Annotated in this window: 18 protein-coding genes, 1 tRNA gene and 1 riboswitch; of the genes, 11 read left to right on the plus strand and 8 right to left on the minus strand. The window is 72.3% G+C overall.

The window, feature by feature from the left end; all coding sequences use genetic code 11:
- Window positions 1-2: 2 nt before the first annotated feature.
- Entirely contained in the window at window positions 3-743 is a 741-nt protein-coding gene (locus IEZ10_RS31480) for an FHA domain-containing protein (protein WP_189250152.1), read from the minus strand.
- A 160-nt stretch (window positions 744-903) separates the two neighbouring features.
- Between IEZ10_RS31480 and IEZ10_RS31485 the strand changes: the two genes are divergently transcribed.
- Window positions 904-986, plus strand: a tRNA-Leu gene (locus tag IEZ10_RS31485).
- Between the two features lie 426 nt (window positions 987-1,412).
- Here the strand turns inward: IEZ10_RS31485 and IEZ10_RS31490 are convergent.
- Window positions 1,413-2,447 (minus strand): hemolysin family protein, encoded by a 1,035-nt coding sequence (locus IEZ10_RS31490; protein ID WP_189250153.1) that lies wholly within the window; start codon window positions 2,445-2,447, stop codon window positions 1,413-1,415.
- Window positions 2,444-3,961, minus strand: coding sequence for a hemolysin family protein (locus tag IEZ10_RS31495; RefSeq protein WP_189250154.1), 1,518 nt, complete (start codon window positions 3,959-3,961; stop codon window positions 2,444-2,446). The genes IEZ10_RS31490 and IEZ10_RS31495 overlap by 4 nt, the downstream gene beginning before the upstream one ends.
- A gap of 290 nt (window positions 3,962-4,251) precedes the next feature.
- Between IEZ10_RS31495 and IEZ10_RS31500 the strand changes: the two genes are divergently transcribed.
- The 3 genes from IEZ10_RS31500 to IEZ10_RS31510 all read left to right on the plus strand — a co-directional run bounded on the left by IEZ10_RS31500 (window position 4,252) and on the right by IEZ10_RS31510 (window position 6,943).
- On the plus strand, window positions 4,252-5,607 hold the full coding sequence (locus IEZ10_RS31500; protein ID WP_229811842.1) for an LCP family protein: 1,356 nt from the start codon (window positions 4,252-4,254) through the stop codon (window positions 5,605-5,607).
- A 155-nt stretch (window positions 5,608-5,762) separates the two neighbouring features.
- On the plus strand, window positions 5,763-6,395 hold the full coding sequence (locus IEZ10_RS31505; RefSeq protein ID WP_229811843.1) for a GOLPH3/VPS74 family protein: 633 nt from the start codon (window positions 5,763-5,765) through the stop codon (window positions 6,393-6,395).
- Window positions 6,396-6,610: 215 nt separating this feature from the next.
- Window positions 6,611-6,943 (plus strand): rhodanese-like domain-containing protein, encoded by a 333-nt coding sequence (locus IEZ10_RS31510; RefSeq protein WP_189250155.1) that lies wholly within the window; start codon window positions 6,611-6,613, stop codon window positions 6,941-6,943.
- A gap of 70 nt (window positions 6,944-7,013) precedes the next feature.
- On the opposite strand, the gene IEZ10_RS31515 is transcribed toward IEZ10_RS31510, so the two are convergent.
- Together IEZ10_RS31515 and IEZ10_RS31520 are read right to left on the minus strand one after the other, a co-directional pair.
- Window positions 7,014-7,400 (minus strand): VOC family protein, encoded by a 387-nt coding sequence (locus tag IEZ10_RS31515; protein WP_189250156.1) that lies wholly within the window; start codon window positions 7,398-7,400, stop codon window positions 7,014-7,016.
- Between the two features lie 45 nt (window positions 7,401-7,445).
- Entirely contained in the window at window positions 7,446-8,660 is a 1,215-nt protein-coding gene (locus IEZ10_RS31520; RefSeq protein WP_189250157.1) for an MFS transporter, read from the minus strand.
- 237 nt (window positions 8,661-8,897) lie between these two features.
- Window positions 8,898-9,010: riboswitch (TPP riboswitch) on the plus strand.
- Between IEZ10_RS31520 and IEZ10_RS31525 the strand changes: the two genes are divergently transcribed.
- A complete protein-coding gene (locus tag IEZ10_RS31525) occupies window positions 8,999-10,396 on the plus strand; it encodes a purine-cytosine permease family protein (RefSeq protein ID WP_189250158.1) in 1,398 nt (465 codons plus the stop codon). Its footprint overlaps the riboswitch before it by 12 nt.
- 128 nt (window positions 10,397-10,524) lie before the next feature.
- Here the strand turns inward: IEZ10_RS31525 and IEZ10_RS31530 are convergent, their stop codons facing one another.
- Window positions 10,525-11,106, minus strand: coding sequence for a methylated-DNA--[protein]-cysteine S-methyltransferase (locus tag IEZ10_RS31530; RefSeq protein WP_189250159.1), 582 nt, complete (start codon window positions 11,104-11,106; stop codon window positions 10,525-10,527).
- A gap of 85 nt (window positions 11,107-11,191) precedes the next feature.
- Between IEZ10_RS31530 and IEZ10_RS31535 the strand changes: the two genes are divergently transcribed.
- Together IEZ10_RS31535 and IEZ10_RS31540 are read left to right on the plus strand one after the other, a co-directional pair.
- Complete coding sequence (locus tag IEZ10_RS31535; RefSeq protein ID WP_189250160.1) at window positions 11,192-13,111, plus strand: sensor histidine kinase; 1,920 nt, start codon at window positions 11,192-11,194, stop codon at window positions 13,109-13,111.
- Window positions 13,112-13,290: 179 nt separating this feature from the next.
- Window positions 13,291-13,716 (plus strand): ATP-binding protein, encoded by a 426-nt coding sequence (locus tag IEZ10_RS31540; protein WP_308426325.1) that lies wholly within the window; start codon window positions 13,291-13,293, stop codon window positions 13,714-13,716.
- A gap of 46 nt (window positions 13,717-13,762) precedes the next feature.
- Here the strand turns inward: IEZ10_RS31540 and IEZ10_RS31545 are convergent, their stop codons facing one another.
- Window positions 13,763-13,930 (minus strand): hypothetical protein, encoded by a 168-nt coding sequence (locus IEZ10_RS31545; RefSeq protein WP_179817694.1) that lies wholly within the window; start codon window positions 13,928-13,930, stop codon window positions 13,763-13,765.
- Window positions 13,931-14,056: 126 nt separating this feature from the next.
- Between IEZ10_RS31545 and IEZ10_RS31550 the strand changes: the two genes are divergently transcribed.
- Complete coding sequence (locus IEZ10_RS31550) at window positions 14,057-14,752, plus strand: response regulator transcription factor (RefSeq protein ID WP_189250161.1); 696 nt, start codon at window positions 14,057-14,059, stop codon at window positions 14,750-14,752.
- A gap of 4 nt (window positions 14,753-14,756) precedes the next feature.
- Window positions 14,757-15,884: a sensor histidine kinase gene (locus tag IEZ10_RS31555; protein ID WP_189250162.1), complete on the plus strand. Its 1,128-nt coding sequence runs from the start codon at window positions 14,757-14,759 to the stop codon at window positions 15,882-15,884.
- Between the two features lie 48 nt (window positions 15,885-15,932).
- On the opposite strand, the gene IEZ10_RS31560 is transcribed toward IEZ10_RS31555, so the two are convergent.
- A complete protein-coding gene (locus tag IEZ10_RS31560) occupies window positions 15,933-16,445 on the minus strand; it encodes a hypothetical protein (protein WP_229811844.1) in 513 nt (170 codons plus the stop codon).
- 220 nt (window positions 16,446-16,665) lie between these two features.
- On the opposite strand from IEZ10_RS31560, the gene IEZ10_RS31565 reads away from it, so the two are divergent.
- The gene (locus IEZ10_RS31565; protein ID WP_189250163.1) at window positions 16,666-17,019 is read left to right on the plus strand and encodes an STAS domain-containing protein; all 354 of its coding nucleotides are present in this window, start codon (window positions 16,666-16,668) and stop codon (window positions 17,017-17,019) included.
- An 11-nt stretch (window positions 17,020-17,030) separates the two neighbouring features.
- Window positions 17,031-17,711: a glycosyltransferase gene (locus tag IEZ10_RS31570; RefSeq protein WP_189250164.1), complete on the plus strand. Its 681-nt coding sequence runs from the start codon at window positions 17,031-17,033 to the stop codon at window positions 17,709-17,711.
- Window positions 17,712-17,732 lie beyond the last annotated feature (21 nt).

Raw genomic sequence — 17,732 nt, forward strand, 5'->3', positions numbered from 1 at the left:
CTCTAATCGCGCCGGAAAACCAGTGTCGTGCGTCCGAGCGTCACGCGAGTGCCGTTCTGGAGCTCGACCCGGCGCACCGGCTGGCCGTTGACGAAGGTGCCGTTCGTGGAGCCGAGATCGACGAGCACGACCTCGGGGCCCTCCACTCGCAGCTCGGCGTGGTGCCGGGACACACCCGGGTCGACCAGCCGCAGATCGCAGTCGGTGCCCCTGCCGAGCAGGGTCACCGGCGTGGTGAGGTCGTAGGAGCGCTGCCCCTGCGGGTCGTCCTGGGTGGAGACCAGCAGCCGGGGGCGCCCGCCGAAGGCGCGCGGCGGGGCGGCGGGCACGTCGCTCGGTGACTGGCGGATCTCGTTCTGCTCGACCGTCGCGCCGCGGATCACGCCGGAGCGGATCCGGAACAGCCCGACCGCCAGGTCCTCGGCGGTCTCGAAGCGCACCCGGACGGGTCCCACGAACGAGTAGCCCTGTTCCTTGGCGTACTCCCTGGCGAGGTTGGCGAGTTCGTGGCCGATGCTGTCGGCGTAGACCTCAAGGCGCTCGCTGTCGGTCATGGACAGCTCGACCACGAAGTCGTTCGGCACGAGCGTGCGCCCCTGCGCGACGATCGCGGCCCGCTCGTCCATCTCCCGCTGGACCGCGCTGGCGACCTCGACCGGCTGAAGGTCAGATTTGAACGCCCGCGCAAAGGCCCCCTCGACCAAGCCTTCGAGCCTGCGCTCGAAGCGCTGAAGGACTCCCACCGGGTACCTCCCTTCTTCCGTCCTATGTGGGTCACGGCCGCTGGGGGGCTCGTTCCTCGCTCTCTCGCACCCAAGCTCCTCCGCTCCGCGTCTAGGAGGATCGTATCCGGGTTCGTGGGTAGCGGCTGATTCGTGCTAATGTTTCGACCGCACCCAACAAGGGCGGGTGGCGGAACGGCAGACGCGCACGGTTCAGGTCCGTGTGTCCGAAAGGACGTGAGGGTTCAAATCCCTCCTCGCCCACACGGAACCGTCGATGAAATCGGCGGATCCAAAGTGTCGATGAAGGGCCCCGGTTCGTGAGAGCCGGGGCCCTTTCGCATGTCGCGGCGACCTCCCCCGGAGTCCGGGCGGGGGGCCGTACGGTGACCGATCATGGACGACTGTCTACCCCGAACCGCTTGCAGGGCACTTTCGGTGGGCTTGCCGGAGATTCATCCTGTTCGCCCTCGGCTTAATGAGCATGGCCGATCCGGCTGTCCGGTGCGATCGGGATATCGCTGACCTGCGCGGAAAGGGGATCGCCGGTTCGGGCGACGGGAGGTCGCCGGGCCGGCCGGCCCGGCGTGACCGGGGGCCGGCGGGAGAAACCGGGCGGCCCGGTGGGGGAATCGCCGGCGGCGGGAGGACGAGGTCCACCCGCCGCCGGCTTCGTTCTCCGACGACCCCTCAGCGGGCGGCCAGGACCCGGACGTCGAGGATCTCGCCCACCAGGTCGGTGAGGCTCACCATGCCGGCCACCTCGCCGCCCTCGTCCGTGACGAGGCCCACGTGGGCGTGGGCGTCCTGCAGGACGGCGACCGCCTCGGAGATCGTCGTGGTCTTCGCCAGCCTGGGCGCCGGGCGGGCGAGCTCCGCCGGGCTCTCCCCGGGCCGGATCAGCAGGTCCCTGACGTGCAGCACACCCACCACCTCCGAGCGGCGCCCCGCGTTGACCAGCAGGCGCAGGTGCCCGCTGTCGGCGGCGGCGCGGCGCACCTCGGCCTCCGGGGCGTCGCCGGCCACCGAGGCGGCCCGCTCGATGGGCAGCATCAGCCGCTCGACCGGCTGCTGGTGGGCGCGCAGCGCCCGGGTGAGCAGGTCGTGCTCGGTGCGGTCGAGCAGGCCCATCCGCCCCGACTCTCCGACCAGCATGGCCAGCTGCACCGGCGTCCTGGTCGTGGCGAGCTCGTCCCTCGGGTGCACGCCGAACATCCCCAGCACGGCGTTGGTCAGGCCGTTGAGGGAGGCCAGCACCGGCCGCATCACCCGGGTGAAACCGCGGAACGGCAGGGCGACGCTCATCGCCGCGGTCTCCGGGTGGGTCAGCGCCCACGACTTGGGAGCCATCTCGCCGACGACCATGTGCAGGAACGTGACCAGGGCCAGCGCGAGCACCAGCGAGACGGGGACCCGCAGCGACTCGGGCACGCCCACCAGCCCGAAGACCGGCTCCAGCAGGTGCTCGATGGCCGGCTCGGTGACCATGCCCAGGCCCAGCGAGCACAGCGTGATGCCGAGCTGCGCGCCGGCCAGCATCAGCGACAGCTCCTTGCCGCCGCGTACGGCGGCGCGGGCGACGATCCGGGTGAACCGGCCGCCCCGGCCCGCCAGCTCCTCCAGGCGGTGCCTGCGGGCCGAGATGACCGCGAACTCCGCGGCGACGAAGAAGGCATTGCCGATCAGCAGCACCACGCCGAGCAGCAGCGCGCCCACGGGGCTCATCGCTTTCCCTCCGCCGCGCCGGTCCCGGCGCCCTCTCCGGTCCTGCGGCCGGCGCTCAGTGCGGGCTCGCCGCGCCGCGCGCCGTTCTCCCTGGCACCGTCATCCCGCGTGCCGTCCTTCCGGGCACCGTCCTTCGCGCGGTCGTCCGGCGCGCCGTCATCCCGCGCGCCGTCCCCGGCCGCGGGGAGCGACAGCCGTACCCACTCCGGGACCCGGCGCTGCACCGACAGCACGGTGAGCACCGCGCTGGCCTCCTCCGGGCCGTCGTCGTCGAGCAGATCGGTCTCCACGGTCAGCGGGACGGTCACCTCGTCGCCGAGCTCGGCCATCCGGCCGAGTTCGGCGAGCACCAGGCCCGCGATGGTGTCGTAGTCGTCGCTCTCCGGGAGCGCCAGCTTGGTGACGCGCTCGACCTCGTCGAGGCGGAGCGTGCCGGGGAGGTTCCAGGTGCCGTCGCCGTTGGCGACGACGCCGGCCGGTTCGGGGTCGTTCTCGTCCATCAGTTCGCCGACGAGCTCCTCGGCCAGGTCCTCGACGGTGACCACGCCGGCGAGCCCGCCGTACTCGTCGATGACGCAGGCGAGGTCGTCGCGGGCGGCGCGCATGCGCTCCAGCACGGCCGGCAGCGGCAGTGAGTCGGGCACCAGCAGGGCCGGACGGGTGATCTGCGACAGCGGGCCCTCGGACTCGCCGGAGCGCAGCAGTTCGCGGACGCCGGTGACGCCGACCACCTCCTCGCCGTTCTCGGTGGACAGCACCGGATAGCGGGAGTGGCCGTGCTCGCGGATCACGTCGACCAGGTCGGAGATCGGGCGCCCGGCGCGGAGCAGCACCACCCGGGGGCGCGGCACCATGACGTCCTCGGCCGTGCGGTCGCCGAACTCCAGGGCGCGTTCGAGCTGCTCCGACAGCCGGGGCGGCAGGTCGCCGGCCGTGGCCGACTCGGAGATGATGCGGGACAACTCCTCGGGGCTCGCGCCGTGTTCGACCTCCTCGACCGGTTCCACGCCCACCCGGCGCAGCAGGCCGGCGGCGGCGGAGTCGAACAGCCGGATGACCGGCCCGGCGACCTTGAGGTAGCCGAGCGTCCAGCGGGCCAGGAACTTGGCGACCGGTTCCGGGCGGGCGATGCCGAAGTTCTTCGGGGCCAGCTCGCCGAGGACCATCTGGACCACGGTGGCGATCACGATGGCCAGCGCCACGGCGACGCCCGGCACGACGGCCGCGGGCAGCCCCACGGCCACGAGGCCGGGACGGACCACCTCGGCGATGGCGGGTTCGGCGATGAAGCCGACCAGCAGCGCGGTGACGGTGATGCCGAGCTGCGCACCCGAGAGCATGAAGGAGAGCCGGCCCGTCACCTCCAGCGCGCGCCGGGCGGCGGCGTCACCGGCGTCGGCCTGTTCGCGCAGCACGGCGCGGTCGGCGGCCACGAACGCGAACTCCTGGGCGACGAAGAAGCCGGTGGCGACGGTGAGAAGGAGTACGGCCAGCAGACCGAGAGCCGTGTTCACAGGGCGGTTCTCCCGGTCGGGTCAGCGATTCCCGTGCCTGTGCACGGGCCGGTACTCCATGGGTCCGGAGTGGACACGATCATCCTTTCGAGCAGAGGTCGTCCTCTACCGTAACGATCCGTGAGGGGCTGATGTTTCCGGATCGGCTGACGACTGCATCACTGGGGGTTATGTACCGTCTGGGTACTTCTGTATGACCAAATCTTGGGGAGGGCTTCGCGGGCCGGGACCGCGACGTAGCGTCGATAATGGCTTTTCATCGCGAACCGGAGAAGTGGCGGGGATACGACGTGGGTGACGCGCAGGACGACGACGACCGCACACGTGCGATGCGACCGCCGCCCGCCGAGCCGTGGCGCGCGGCGGGGCAGCCCGCCCATCCGGTCCCGGGGCGGAGCCGCACGTCCTCCGCCCAGGACGCCGGCCGTACGGCCCGCGGCCAGGACGCCGACCGTACGGCCCGCTACCAGGCTCCCGGCGGCGCCGCCGGGCCCGCCGGGTCCGCCGGGTCCGGCCCGGGGGATGAGGCGGCCCCCCGGGCGACCTCACGGGTCTACGGCCAGGCCAGGCAGGGATCGGAGCCGGCCAGGCCGCTCCGCGGCTCGCAGTCGTCCTCCGCCCGGCCCGCGGGCGCCGACCCCCCCGACAGGAAAGGCGGCCCCCGGATGCCGGGCACCACCTGGAGACCGAAACGACCCGGCAGGCTGGCGGTGCGGATCCTCGCCGGTCTGGTCGTCGTGCTGCTGGTGCTCGGCGTCGTCGGCTTCTTCGTGATCAACTCGCGGCTGAAGGAGGTCGACGCGCTCGGCGAGTACACCGGCCGCCCGGACGCCACCGCCGGCACCAACTGGCTGCTGGTCGGCTCCGACAGCCGTGAGGGCCTGACCAAGGCCCAGCGCAGGAAGTTCGCCACCGGCCGCGCGGTCGGCCGCCGCACCGACACGATGATGCTGCTGCACGTCCCCGACGGCGACGGCCGGCCGACCCTGGTCAGCCTGCCCCGCGACTCCTACGTGCCGATCGACGGGCACGGCAGCGACAAGCTGAACGCCGCCTACGCCTACTCCGACGGCGGCCCCAAGCTGCTGGCCAAGACCGTCGAGAAGGTCACCGGCCTGCGGATCGACCACTACATGGAGATCGGCTTCGGCGGCTTCGTGGGCATCGTGGACGCCGTCGGCGGGGTCGAGATCAACGTCAAGCAGGACATCAAAGACCCCAAGGCCGGGATCGACCTGAAGAAGGGCGTGCAGACGATGGACGGCGGCACCGCCCTCGGCTACGTCCGTACCCGCGCCACCGGCGGCATCCCCGACTTCGAGCGGACCCAGCGCCAGCGGCAGTTCTTCTCCGCGGTGGTGAAGAAGGCGTCCGCCCCCGGCGTCCTGATCAACCCCTTCCGCTCCGTCCCGCTCGCGCTGAGCGCCACCGACGCGGTGGTGGTCGGCGAGGAGACCGGCGCCTTCGACCTGCTCTCCCTCGGGCTGGCCATGGGCGACAACCCGGTCACCACGATCGTTCCGGTCTCCTCCTTCCCCAAGGTCAACGGGCAGGACGTCGCCAAGTGGGACAGCCAGCGGGCGCTGCGCATGTTCCGGGCGCTGGCCGAGGACAAGCCCGTCCCCAAGGACGCCCTCGGAAAGTGACGCGGTCTCCCGGCGCGACGCCGGGAGACCGCCGTGGCCCGGTCCCGGCCTCGGCCTCCGGCGCACTCGCGCGGGGCGGAGCGGGGCCGGGCGGCCGCGGGACGGGCCCCGGGAGCGCTCCGCGTCCGCGCGGTCCCGGACGTAGGGTCTCGATCATGACGACCATCGCCGAGGAAGTCCTCCTCCTCGCGCTCAGCGAGCGGGAAGGCAAGCAACTGGTCGGCTCGACCGATCTGGACGTCGCCCTCGGCGGCGCCCTGCTGGCCGAGCTGGCGGTCAACGGCCGGGTCGGCCTGGCCGACAAGAAGATCACCGTCCTCGACCCCACCCCCCTGGGAGACGCGGAGCTGGACGCGGCGCTGGCCCGGATCGCCGCCGAGAGCAGGCCGCACAAGCCCGACCGGTGGGTCTACAAGCTCCGTTCGGCCAAGCTCCGCGGACGTCTGCTCGCCGGGCTGGCCGAGCGTGGCGTGCTGGACGAGGAGCGGTCGAAGGTCCTGGGGATCTTCCCCCGCACCCGCCACCCGGAGCTCGACCCGAGCGTGGAGCGGGCGGTGCGCGAGCGCGTCCGGGAAGCGCTGACCGGAGCCGCGACCGACGAGCGGACGGTCGTGCTGATCGCCGTACTGCACGCGGCCAAGATCGACCGAAAGGCCTTCCCCGACGTGGACCGGCGGGCCTTCAAGGAGATCGCCGAGGACCACTGGGCGGGCGACGCGGTCTCGAAGACCATCTCCTCCATCAACGCCGCGGCGGGCGGTGCGGCGGCGGTGGCCGCCGCGACGTAGCCGATCACGCACGGCCGGTGCCGCCGTGCCACCCGCCCGGTACGGCGGCGCCCGCCGTACCGGGCGTCCCGTGCGGTCATCCGTCCCGTACGGCCGGGGCCCGGCCGGGCCGTACGACCGGAGGCCGGTCGGGTCACACGGCCGGGGGCCCGGCCGGGCCGTACGGAAGCCCGGTTGGGCCACTTCCCGCCCCACCGGGGGACGGACTTGGGACAATGGGCGTCATGACTGTTCCTGAAGTCGAAGCACAGGCCGTCCCCGACGGAGCGTTCCTGCTCGACGTGCGCGAGAACGACGAGTGGCGGGCGGGACACGCGCCCACGGCCGTCCACATCCCGCTCGGAGAGCTCCAGGTCCGGGCCGGCGAGGTGCCGCCGGACGCGCCCGTCTACGTGATCTGCCGCTCCGGCGGCCGGTCGGCGCACGCCGCCGCCTGGCTCAACCACGTCGGCCGGGACGCGATCAACGTCGGCGGCGGCATGCAGGCGTGGGGGAGCGCGGGCCTGCCGATGGTGAGCGAGAGCGGCCGGGACCCGTTCGTGGCCTGATCCGCCGGACCGGGGCCGGCCCGATCGCGTCGATCGTGGGATCACGCGGCCGGGCCGGCCCCGCCACTGTTCACCGTCCGGCGTCCTGGGGATACCAGCGCAGCTCGACGGTGTTGCCGTCCGGGTCCCGCACGTACACCGACTGCGCGTCGCCACGCGCGCCGAACCGGGTGACCGGCCCCTCCAGCACGGTGAGGACGCCGGAGTCGATCACCTCCTGCCAGTCCACGGGATCCACGACGAGGCAGATGTGGTCCACGTTGGACTCACCGCGCGGACGTTCGACCAGATCGATGATGGTGGACTCGTCGACCCGTACCGACGGGAAGGGCGCCTCACCCGCTCGCCACTCCGCGACCCGCTCCTCCTGGAGGCCGAGGGTCCCCGCGTAGAACTCCAGTGCCCGCTCGGCGTCCCGCACGTTGAGCACCAGGTGGTCGAAGGCTTTCACCCGCATCGATGATCTCCTCTGCTGACTGTTCCGTCTGAATCGTAGGGTGGCTCATCCGTGTGCGGCCGTCGCTTCGTCGGCGACGGCGGGTGAGGTCCTGCCGCGGGTGGCGAGGGTGAGGAGCAGCGAGGCGGCGGTCAGCGCCACGCCGAACCAGACGACGCCGGTGACGCCCAGGTGGTCGGCGAGCAGTCCGCCGAACAGCGCCCCGAGCGCGATGGAGGTGTTGTAGGCCATGGTGTTGAGTGACATCGCGGCCTCGAAGGTGTCGGGCGCGGCGGCCTGGGTCATGTTGACCTGGCACAACTGCACGACGCCGAAGGAGATCCCCCACAGGACCAGCGAGACGACCGCGCCGGCCTGCCCGTGCCCGATGGTGAGCAACAGCAGCAGGGAGGCCGTGAGCCCGGCGCAGCCGACGATGAAACTGCCCCTGAGGTTCCTGCTCGCCGTGTGCCCGGCGATGAAGTTCCCGGCCGCGCCTCCGGCGCCGTAGATCATCAGTACCGCGGTGATGAAGAAGGGCGTGGCGGAGGTGCTGTCCTCCAGGTAGGGGCGCACGAAGGTGTAGGCCCCGAAGTGACCGAGCACGAACAGCACGACGGTGAACAGCACCAGGCGCAGCGGTGCGTTCCTGAGCGGGAGCGTGAAGACCTCCCGGACCGGGACCGCGTTCTGCGACGGCAGCGACGGGATCGCGGCGACGACCGCGAGGAGGACCAGCGCGCTGAGGCCGGCCCAAATGAGGAACGTGGTCCGCCAGCCGGTGAGGCTCTCCAGGACGGTGCCCAGCGGTATGCCCACGACCGCGGCGACCGAGATGCCCGACATCACGATGGCGGCCGCCCTGCCGGCGTGGCGTTCGGCGACGATGCGCATCGCCATGCTCACGCCGATGGCCCAGAACACGCCGCTGGCGAATCCCATGACGAGCCGCGTCGTCAGGACCAGCGGGTAGTTCGGTGAGACGGCGGTGATGAGGTTTCCCAGGGTCAGTATCACCAGCAGCGCCGACAGCAGCACGCGCCGGTTGACGCGCCTGGTCCAGGCCACGATGAACGGCACACCCAGCCCGGCTGAGACGCCGTACAGGGTGACCATCAGCCCGGCGGTGCCCACTGATATGCCCAGGTTCGAGCTCATCGGGGTGAGCAGGCCGACGGGCATCAGTTCCGTGGTGAGGAAGACGAACAGGCTGGCGGTGATCGCCGAGACGCCCAGCCACGACCTGGTGGCCGAGTGAGGGTGGTCAACGTGTGTGGCCATCATCTTCTTTCTGGTCATCGGATGTCACGGGCCGAGGGGACGGGACGCTGCGGCGCCTGGCCGGGGCGCCCTTCAGGGCCTCCGTCATGTGGTCAAGGGTGGGCGAACACCGATCAATGAGTCCAACGCATACTTTTCATGCTGATCAATCTGAATGAACGATTGATGACGGGGCCGCGGCAGCGGCCCGCTGTGGCGGTGTGTCCTGTCATGCGGCAATATGAGGGCGCCAATTGCATAAGCCAACGCGGGAGCTCGGGGCGCCGGGCTGAGAGGGCAGCACAGCCGCTGCCGACCGCCTGAACCTGTCCGGGTAATGCCGGCGTAGGGAGCGTTTCGTGACATCCGATGTCATCGGTTCCAAGCATGCAGAGGCCCCCCTCACCCTCGACCAGGCCCCGCCCAAGACGCTCGGCGCGCTGGACCAGGGCGCGTTCTGGGCGAACCTGGGCGTCAGCCTGCTCGGCTTCTCCTTCGCCCTCTTCCTGATCGACCCCCTGCTCGACGGCGACACGCTCACCCTGCCGGCGGCGCTGCTCGCCGCGCTCGTCGGCAGCCTGATCGGCACCGCGATGGTCGGCCTCGCCGCGGTGCCGGGCGCGCAGACGGGCCGGCCCGCGATGGTGCTGCTGCGCGGCCTGTTCGGGGCGAGGCTCTCCTACGTCCCCACCGTCCTCAACATCGTCCAGATGATCGGCTGGGGCGCGTTCGAGCTGTGGGTCGTCGCGATGGGCGCCCAGGCGATCTTCGGACCGTCCGTGCCGTACGCGGTCTGGGCGGTCGCCGCCGGGGCGCTGACGACGGCGCTGACCCTCTACCCGCTGGGCGCCATCCGGCTGCTGCGGCGGTTCGTCACCGTCGGCGTGGTGGTGTCGGTCGTCTGGTTCGCGGTGGTCTTCCTCCGCGACACCCCCGCCCAGACCGGCGGGTCCTGGCACGGCTTCGCCCCCGCGGTGGACTTCGTGATCGCCCTGTCGGTGTCGTGGGTGCCGGTCGCGGCGGACTACGCCCGGCACTCGCGGTCCAGCCGCGCGGCCTTCGCCGGCGTGGTCGGCGGTTACACGATCGCCCAGGTGGCGTGCCTGGCCGTCGGCGTCTACGCGGTGGCGCTGGCCGGCCACGCCGCGGTGGGCGAGAACCAGACCACGGTGTTCGCCCCGTTCGTGGCGGCGCCGCTCGGGGCGCTGTTCTTCGGCATCCTGGTGCTACGCGAGACCGACCAGTCGTTCGCGAACGTCTACTCCACGGCGATGTCGCTGCAGAACCTGATGCCCAGGGTGGACCGGAGGGTCTTCTCCGTGGCCATCGGCGTGCTGACCACCGCCGTCGCCCTCGTCATCGACGTCCACTCCTACCAGGCGTTCCTCGGCATCATCGGCGCGGTGTTCGTCCCGATGTTCGGTGTGCTGGCGGTCGACTACTTCCTCCTCGGCCGCGGCCGGACCTGGGACACCTCCGAGACCGCCCCCTCCCGCCTGCTCATGGTGGTCCCGTGGGTGCTCGGCTTCGCCGCCTGGTGGCTGCTCGCCGCCCCCGCGGGGGTGAAGTGGTGGGACGACCGCTGGGCCTGGGTCAGGGACGCCGTCGGTTTCGCCAAGCAGCCGTGGATGAGCGCGGCCGTCGGGTCCTTCCTCGTCGCGGGCCTGGTCACCCTGGCCATCGGGGCGCTGGCCCGCCGTACGGGCCGGACCGCCCCCGGCCCTCGACCGCACTCCGTGACCCGCCGCACTCCGTGACCGGCCCGTACGCGGTGACCGGCCGTCCATCGGGAGCGGGGCGCGCCGTGACCGGTCGCTTCTCCTGAACGGGTGCGGGGTCCTCTGAACGAACGGGTGCGGGGCCCCGCCCCGCGCCCGCGGGCCGCCTACGGGCTCAGGGGCGGGCGGCCCGCGCCCCGCTCGACGCGCAGCAGCCGTTCCTTGGCGACCGGGCCGCCGGCGTAGCCGCCCAGGACGGTCTCGCTCTCGACGACCCGGTGGCAGGGCACGATCACACAGACCGGGTTGCCGCCCAGCGCGTTGCCGACCGCGCGCAGCGCCCGCGGTCTGCCGATCCGCTCGGCGATCTCCCGGTAGGTGGTCACCGTGCCGTACGGGACCGTGAGCATCTTCTGCAGGACCGTCCGGGCGAACGGCGTGGCGAGCTGCAGGTCGATCGGGACGGTGAAGGTGCGCAGCCGTCCGGAGAAGTAGGCGTCCAGCTCCCGGCGGACCGGGTCGAGCCGCCGGGGGTCGCCCCCGATGAACGAGCTGACCTCGTTGCTGACGCGCTCGAAGACGGTGTTCTCGTCCTCGTAGCTGCACGCCACCACGCCCCGGCCCGTCACGGCGAGGACGAGCCGGCCCACCGGCCCGTCGAGCGTGCCGAACGCGACATCCGGGGAGGTTCTCCCCACGTACGTGGGCGAGGTCACCCGCAACAGTGCGTCGATGTCACCGGATGACATGGCCCCACCCTTTCGCTGTCCGGGCGTGTTCAGGCGCGCGGTGACGGCAGCGTATCGGACGGATCCTCCCAACGGGTGTCAGCACATGCGGACGAAAGTGCCAAGATCAGGCCGGTTGACGCGGCACTATTGGTATGTGGGTGACAGCAGGGGGTGTGACGACGGCATCGGCCGCGCGGTCGTCGCCAGCGCGCCCAACGCGATCGTCGCCCTCGACCGCGACCAGACGGTCCTCAGCTGGAACGCCGCCGCCGAGCGGCTGTTCGGCTGGACGGCGGCCGAGCTGCTCGGCCGCCGCGCCCCGATGGTCCCCGAGGAGCTGACCGCCGAGCACAACGCGGTCCTGGAGCGGGTCCGCACCGGCGGCCAGGTGTCGCTGCGGACCAGGCGGTTCCGCCGCGACGGCACCCTCCTGGACGTGCGGGTCGACACCAGTGCGCTGCGGTCCTCGGCCGGCGCCCTGCTCGGCTACGTCAGCGTCTACCACCTGGCGCGCGACGACGAGAGCGCCCACGACGGGGCCGCCCGGCGGGCGCAGCTCGTCCGCAGGCTCACCGACGTGGTCGCCGACATCAACGCCGAGCGGGAGCTGCCCGCCGTGCTCGACCGGATCGCGGCCAGCCTCACCGAGCTGACCGGCGCCGACGCGGGCGGCTTCGTGCTCATCGAGGGCGACCGGCTCCGGCTGGTGGCCACCCACCGGCTGCCGGAGTCCATGCGCGGCTCCACCGCCGACCTGCGTTCCAGCCTCGTCGGCAAGCTCCTGCGCACCGGCCGGACCGTGATGCTGGAGACCGGCGAGCAGGCCGCGCTGGACGAGCTGATCTGGTCGCGGCTGCCCGGCCTGCACACCATCGCGCTCGGCCTGGCGGCGGTGGGCGGCCGGCCGTACGGCGCGCTGTACGCGTTGTTCGCCAAGCGCAAGGCGAGCCACCTGGAGCTGGAGCTGCTGGAGCTGCTGGCCGGGCACGCCGGGATCGCCGCCGGCAACGCCCTGGCCTACCAGGAGGCGGTGTGGCAGCGGGCCCACGAGCGGGCCGTGTTCGACGCCAGCGCCGACGGCATCGCCGTCCTCGACGGGGAGGGCCGCGTCACCCAGTGGAACCCGGCGGCGGCCGGGCTGACCGGACGCACGGCGGCCGACGTGATCGGCGGGCCGCCGCCGTTCCCGCTGCCGGAGCCGGGTGACAAGCTCACCCTGCAGCTTGCCTCGGGAGCCTGGCTGGAGGTGCTCTGCGCGGAGATCGTGGAGACCGGGGAGACGGTGGTCGACTTCCGCGACATCACCCGCGCCAAGGAGCTGGAGGAGGCCAAGGACCTCTTCCTGGCCACCACCAGCCACGAGCTGCGCACCCCGATCACGGTGGTGCGGGGGTTCGCGGGCACCCTCGACGCCCGCTGGGACAGCATGACCGACGCCGAGCGCCGCGCGGCCGTGCACACCATCGCCGAGCGGGCGCGTTCCCTCGGCCAGCTCATGGACCACCTGCTGCTGGGCTCCCGGGCCGGCACCGGCGAGCTCACGCTCCGGATCGAGGCGCTCGACATGGGAGCGCTGATCCGCGCCGCCACGCTGGGCCTCCCGGTGCTGTCGGATCTGCACCGTGTCGAGGTCGATGTGGCCTCTGACCTGCCCCCGGTCTCCGGTGACGCGCTGGCGACCGATATCGTGCTGGGGCAGCTCCTGGAGAACGCGTTCAAATATTCACCGGACGGCGGTCTCATCAGGGTCGCGGCTTGGCGGGAAGGTGACCGGGTGGTGGTGGTCGTGGACGACGAGGGCGTGGGCATCGCGCCCGCCAGCCGCGAGCGGGTGTTCGAGCGGTTCGTCCAGGTGGACGGCGGTGACCGCCGCAGGTTCGGCGGAGTCGGCCTCGGCCTGTACATCGTGCGCAGCCTGGCCCGCGCCCAGGGCGGCGAGGTGACGGCGCACGAGGGCCCGGGAGGGGGCACCCGGATGCGGCTCTCCCTGCCCATTGCCGACACGCCGAGCGCCTATACCTGACCGACACACCGGTGCGGTCATGGCCCGGTAACGGATGCGCTGAACTATCGTCGAATGTGCACAAGCCGTAATCGAGGCGCGGTTTCTAAGACCATCTAACGGGGCATTTCGGTCGTACCAGGTGTGTTCCTGAGGGGGAACGGGGAAACGGGGAGGTGAGTGCGTCGAGCGTCGTTCTGTTGCCGTATGCACCGTCCAGCGTCGCTGTCGCACGCCAACGTCTCTGCTCCGACCTGCAGGAATGGGGTGTCTACGAGACCGCCATCGACGACGCGGTCCTCGTGGTGAGCGAACTGCTGAGCAACGCGCTCCGGCACGCGCACCCGCTGCCGTCCGGCCAGGTCATGGTCGCCTGGCGGTGGGCCGGGGGGTGCGTCGAGGTTGCGGTGAGTGACGGAGGCGCCGCCACCGAGCCCCGTGCCGGACGGCCCACCCTCTCCTCCCTCGGCGGCCGCGGCCTCGGCATCGTCGAGTACGTCGCCGAGAACTGGGGCGTCAGGCACGAGGGGGAGATCACCACGGTCTGGGCCCTGCTCACCACCGTCGCCGACCAGGGCGACGGCCAGGTGTCCCTCCCCGAGCCCGCGCTGCGGGAGTGCGGGTAGGTCCGCCGGGTCCGCCGTACGGCTCACGCGGGCACGGCCGGGCCGGTCACTTCGAGAGCCGGCTCACGACCGTGACCACGGCCACCACCGCGAACGCCACCACCGCCAGCACGAGCACGAACTTCAGCAGCCCGAACAGCGCCGGCAGCAGGAGCCCGAACACGACGTAAAGCGCCAGCAGGACGCCCAGGACCGCCATCACCGTACGAGTCATGTGATCCACGGTACGCGGGACGCGGGCCCCGCGGGGACGGAGAGGATAACGATCCGCTCTCCCCGATCCTTACGGACCGGTGACGCGGACGCGGCGGACGGTCCGCACGGGCCTACCGTGGACGTCATGGGCGCGCGGATTCTGGTGGTCGACGACGACCCCACGGTGGCCGAGGTCGTGGTCCGCTATCTCGAACGCGACGGCCACCGGGTGGAGTGCGTCTCCGACGGCGCCGAGGCGCTCCGCCGGGCGCTGTCCGACCCGCCGGACCTGATGGTGCTCGACCTGATGCTGCCGAAGATGGACGGCCTCGCCGTCTGCCGGAAGCTCCAGGAACGCCGCCCGATCCCCGTGATCATGCTGACCGCGCTGGGCGAGGAGATCGACCGGGTGACCGGCCTGGAGATCGGCGCCGACGACTATGTCACCAAGCCGTTCAGTCCCCGGGAGCTGGCCTTGCGAGTGCGGTCCGTGCTGCGGCGGGGACGCGGCGCCGCGGCGGCGGCCGGGACCGGCGTGCTCCGGGACGGCGACCTGGTCGTCGACGTCGACGCCCACGAGGTACGGCTCGGCGCCGCGGAGGTGACGCTGACCGCCCGCGAGTTCGACCTGCTGGCCCACCTCATGCGCAACCCCCGCCAGGCGTTCAGCCGCGCGGCCCTGCTCGACCAGGTCTGGGGCTGGTCCTTCGGCGACTCCTCCACGGTGACCGTGCACGTCCGCCGCCTCCGCGAGAAGATCGAGCCGGACCCGGCCGCGCCCCGCCGCATCGTCACCGTCTGGGGCGTCGGCTACCGCTTCGAGCCCACCCCGGAGCCATGATCCCGTGATCCCCGAGATCCTGGTCATCGTCGCGGTCACGGCGGGCCTCGGCCTGCTGGTGGCGCTGGCCGGGCTGGGCGCGATGCGGCTGCTGCGCGAACGGTCGATCGGCGTGATGCTCGCGGTGGTCGCCGTGGTGACCGTCGTGGCGACGGTCGGCGGGGTGGTCGCCATCACCCTTGAGATGATCATCGAGGGCACGCCCCGGGACATCGTGCTCAGCGTGGTCGCGGTCGGCGGGCTCGTCGGGCTGGGGGTCGCGGCGGTGCTGGCCCGCCGGGTCGTGGCGGCCAGCCGCAGGCTTGTCGCGGCCGTGCGCGCCGTACCGCCGTCGGGGGAGTTCGCGCCGCCCCGCGGACTGCCCGCCGAACTCGACACCATCGCCAGGACCCTGGAGCAGGCCTACGAGCGCATCCGCCTCGGCCACGAGCGCGAACGCGCGCTGGAGAGCGCGCGCCGCGAGCTCGTCGCCTGGGTCAGCCACGACCTGCGCACCCCGCTGGCGGGCATGCGGGCCATGGCCGAGGCGCTGGAGGACGGCGTGGCCGGCGATCCGGAGACCGTGGCGCGCTACCACCGGCGGATCCGCCTGGAGGTGGACCGGCTGTCGGACATGGTCGGCGACCTGTTCGAGCTGTCGCGGATCCACGCGGGCGCGCTGCGGCTGTCGCGCTCCCCGGTCGGCCTCGGCGACCTGGTCGCCGACGCCCTGGCCGGCGCCGAGCCGCTGGCCAGGGCCAAGAGCGTACGGCTGGCCGGCGAGGCGGGCGAGGTCGTCCCGGTCGTGGCGGACGCGGAGGAGCTGTCACGGGCGCTGCGCAACCTCGTGGTCAACGCGATCAGGCACACCCCCGCCGACGGCACCGTGCTGGTGCGCGCGGCGGTGGAGGGCGAGGTCGCCTGCCTGTCGGTCGCCGACTGCTGCGGCGGCATCCCGGAGGAGGACCTGCCCCGCGTGTTCGACGTGGCCTTCCGCGGCGAGGCGGCCCGGACCCCGGGCGCGGACGGCACCGGGGCCGGGCTCGGTCTGGCGATCGCGCAGGGCATCGTCGAGGCGCACGAGGGGACCATCGGCGTGGTCAACGCCGGGGCCGGCTGCCGCTTCGAGATCCGCCTGCCGCTGCCGGCCTGAGCGTCCGAACGCCGTCCCGGGCCCGGGGCCCGTCCGCGGCCGGCGGCCTCACGTGTCGCGGGGGCCGCTCCGGGGGGAGACGAGGATCACCCGGGTCTCCCCTCCGTCGCCGGAACCGCCGGAATCGCCGGAACCGCCAGGATCGTCGGGTTCGTCGGGTTCGACGTGCCGGTAGGAGGACGGCGCCCGCGGTGTGTCGAAGGACTCGATCATGGCGCGGAAGGTCGGGCACGGCCAGCGCCACATGCAGCTGCGGCACCGCAGGATCGGGTGGGCCGCGTCGCTGGTGATGCCGCCCGCGTCGCGCGGCCGGTGGAGGTCGAGGAGCCGGACCCCGAGCGTGGCGAAGCCGAGCAGCTCCTCGCGCGCGCCCTCCAGGAAGTCGAGGTCGTCACCGGTCAGGCGGGTCCTGATCGGGACGTATCCCTCGTGGCTCATCATGTTGCGGAGAGACCCGGCCGCGTCGTGCCACGAGGTGGCCTTCTCGGTTCGGGTGATCATGGACTCCAGGTGGTCCCGGAGCCGCTGTCGCTGGGGGTCCTCAGGAAAGTCGGTGTTCATCTGGTCGAGCCCGTTTCTGCTCAGCGGTCGTCGCTGCCGTGGCGCAGTGGACGGGCGGGAGAGTTCCGGGTCACTCCCTTCCCGGCCGAGCCGGTATTGCGCAGTGTCAAGTCTCGCGCACTCAGGGTTTCCGTGAGGTCGAAACGGGGGACAAAAGGCCGACGACTCGTCCTGGGCGAGAGAACGTGACCCTGGGCCTTCGCGCCGCTAGTGTGCCGCTGTGGAGCTAAAAGTCTCAACTCGATCTCATGCCGGGCACACGGTCATGACTATCACCGGCGAAATCGACCTGTACACCGCGCCGGGCCTGCAGTCCGAGTTCGCTCGGCTGCTCCAGGAGAGTCCGACCACCTACGTGGTCCTCGACCTCTCCAAGGTGGAGTTCTGCGACTCCACGGGGATGAACGTGCTGCTCGCCGCGCTCAAGCGGCTGCGCGAGCGCGGGGGGACCATGGAGCTGGCCGCGCCGCGGCCCGCCGTACGCAAGATCCTCCAGGTCACCGGGCTCGACTCGGTGTTCACCGTGCACGACGCGGTGCCGGACGAGTCGCTGTCGGCCGAGCCGCAGGGGTGACCGGCGCGACGATGACCGGCACAGCAGTGATCATCCCCGCCAAGGACGAGGCGGACAGGATCGGCGCCACCGTGGCCGCCGCCACGGCGCTCCCGGGCGTCGATCTCGTCGTGGTGGTGGACGACGGCTCGACCGACCAGACCGGCAGGGTGGCCAAGGCCGCAGGGGCACGCGTCGTACGGCACAGCCGCAACCGCGGCAAGGCCGCCGCCATGGAGAGCGGCGCCGAGGCGGTGCGCCTGTTCGACGACGAGAATCCCAGGAACCTCCTGTTCCTCGACGCCGACCTCGGCGAGACGGCGCGCACCGCCGCGCCGCTGATCGAGCCCGTCGCGGCGGGCGAGGCCGACATGACCATCGCCGTGTTCACCACCAGGGTGAAGCTGGGCGGCCACGGGTTCGTGGTACGGCTCGCACGCGAGGGCATCGAGCGGGCGACCGGCTGGACCCCGGCCCAGCCGCTCAACGGCCAGCGCTGCCTGACCAGGGCGGCCTTCGAGGCGGCCCGCCCCCTGGCGCACGGCTTCGGCGTGGAGACCGCGCTGACGATCGACCTGCTGCGCAAGGGGTTCCGCGTGCGGGAGGTCGAGGTGGAGATGGCCCACCGGGCCACCGGCACCGACTGGAGGGCCCAGGTCCACCGGGCCCGGCAGTTCCGCGACGTCGCCCGCGCCCTGCTGGTCCGCCGCTAGCCGTCCGTCACCGGCCGCCGG

The organism is Streptosporangium pseudovulgare, from assembly GCF_014648055.1.
Taxonomy (GTDB): Bacteria; Actinomycetota; Actinomycetes; order Streptosporangiales; family Streptosporangiaceae; genus Streptosporangium; species Streptosporangium pseudovulgare.

What these genes read in the sequence shown, in the direction of transcription:
- IEZ10_RS31490 (WP_189250153.1), bottom strand. Translation starts at nt 2,447, where the DNA reads ATGAGCCCCGTGGGCGCGCTGCTGCTCGGCGTGGTGCTGCTGATCGGC.
- IEZ10_RS31505 (WP_229811843.1), top strand. Translation starts at nt 5,763, where the DNA reads ATGACGACCATCGCCGAGGAAGTCCTCCTCCTCGCGCTCAGCGAGCGG.
- IEZ10_RS31510 (WP_189250155.1), top strand. Translation starts at nt 6,611, where the DNA reads ATGGGCGTCATGACTGTTCCTGAAGTCGAAGCACAGGCCGTCCCCGAC.
- IEZ10_RS31515 (WP_189250156.1), bottom strand. Translation starts at nt 7,400, where the DNA reads ATGCGGGTGAAAGCCTTCGACCACCTGGTGCTCAACGTGCGGGACGCC.
- IEZ10_RS31520 (WP_189250157.1), bottom strand. Translation starts at nt 8,660, where the DNA reads ATGGCCACACACGTTGACCACCCTCACTCGGCCACCAGGTCGTGGCTG.
- IEZ10_RS31530 (WP_189250159.1), bottom strand. Translation starts at nt 11,106, where the DNA reads ATGTCATCCGGTGACATCGACGCACTGTTGCGGGTGACCTCGCCCACG.
- IEZ10_RS31535 (WP_189250160.1), top strand. Translation starts at nt 11,192, where the DNA reads ATGCGGACGAAAGTGCCAAGATCAGGCCGGTTGACGCGGCACTATTGG.
- IEZ10_RS31545 (WP_179817694.1), bottom strand. Translation starts at nt 13,930, where the DNA reads ATGACTCGTACGGTGATGGCGGTCCTGGGCGTCCTGCTGGCGCTTTAC.
- IEZ10_RS31550 (WP_189250161.1), top strand. Translation starts at nt 14,057, where the DNA reads ATGGGCGCGCGGATTCTGGTGGTCGACGACGACCCCACGGTGGCCGAG.
- IEZ10_RS31560 (WP_229811844.1), bottom strand. Translation starts at nt 16,445, where the DNA reads ATGAACACCGACTTTCCTGAGGACCCCCAGCGACAGCGGCTCCGGGAC.
- IEZ10_RS31570 (WP_189250164.1), top strand. Translation starts at nt 17,031, where the DNA reads ATGACCGGCACAGCAGTGATCATCCCCGCCAAGGACGAGGCGGACAGG.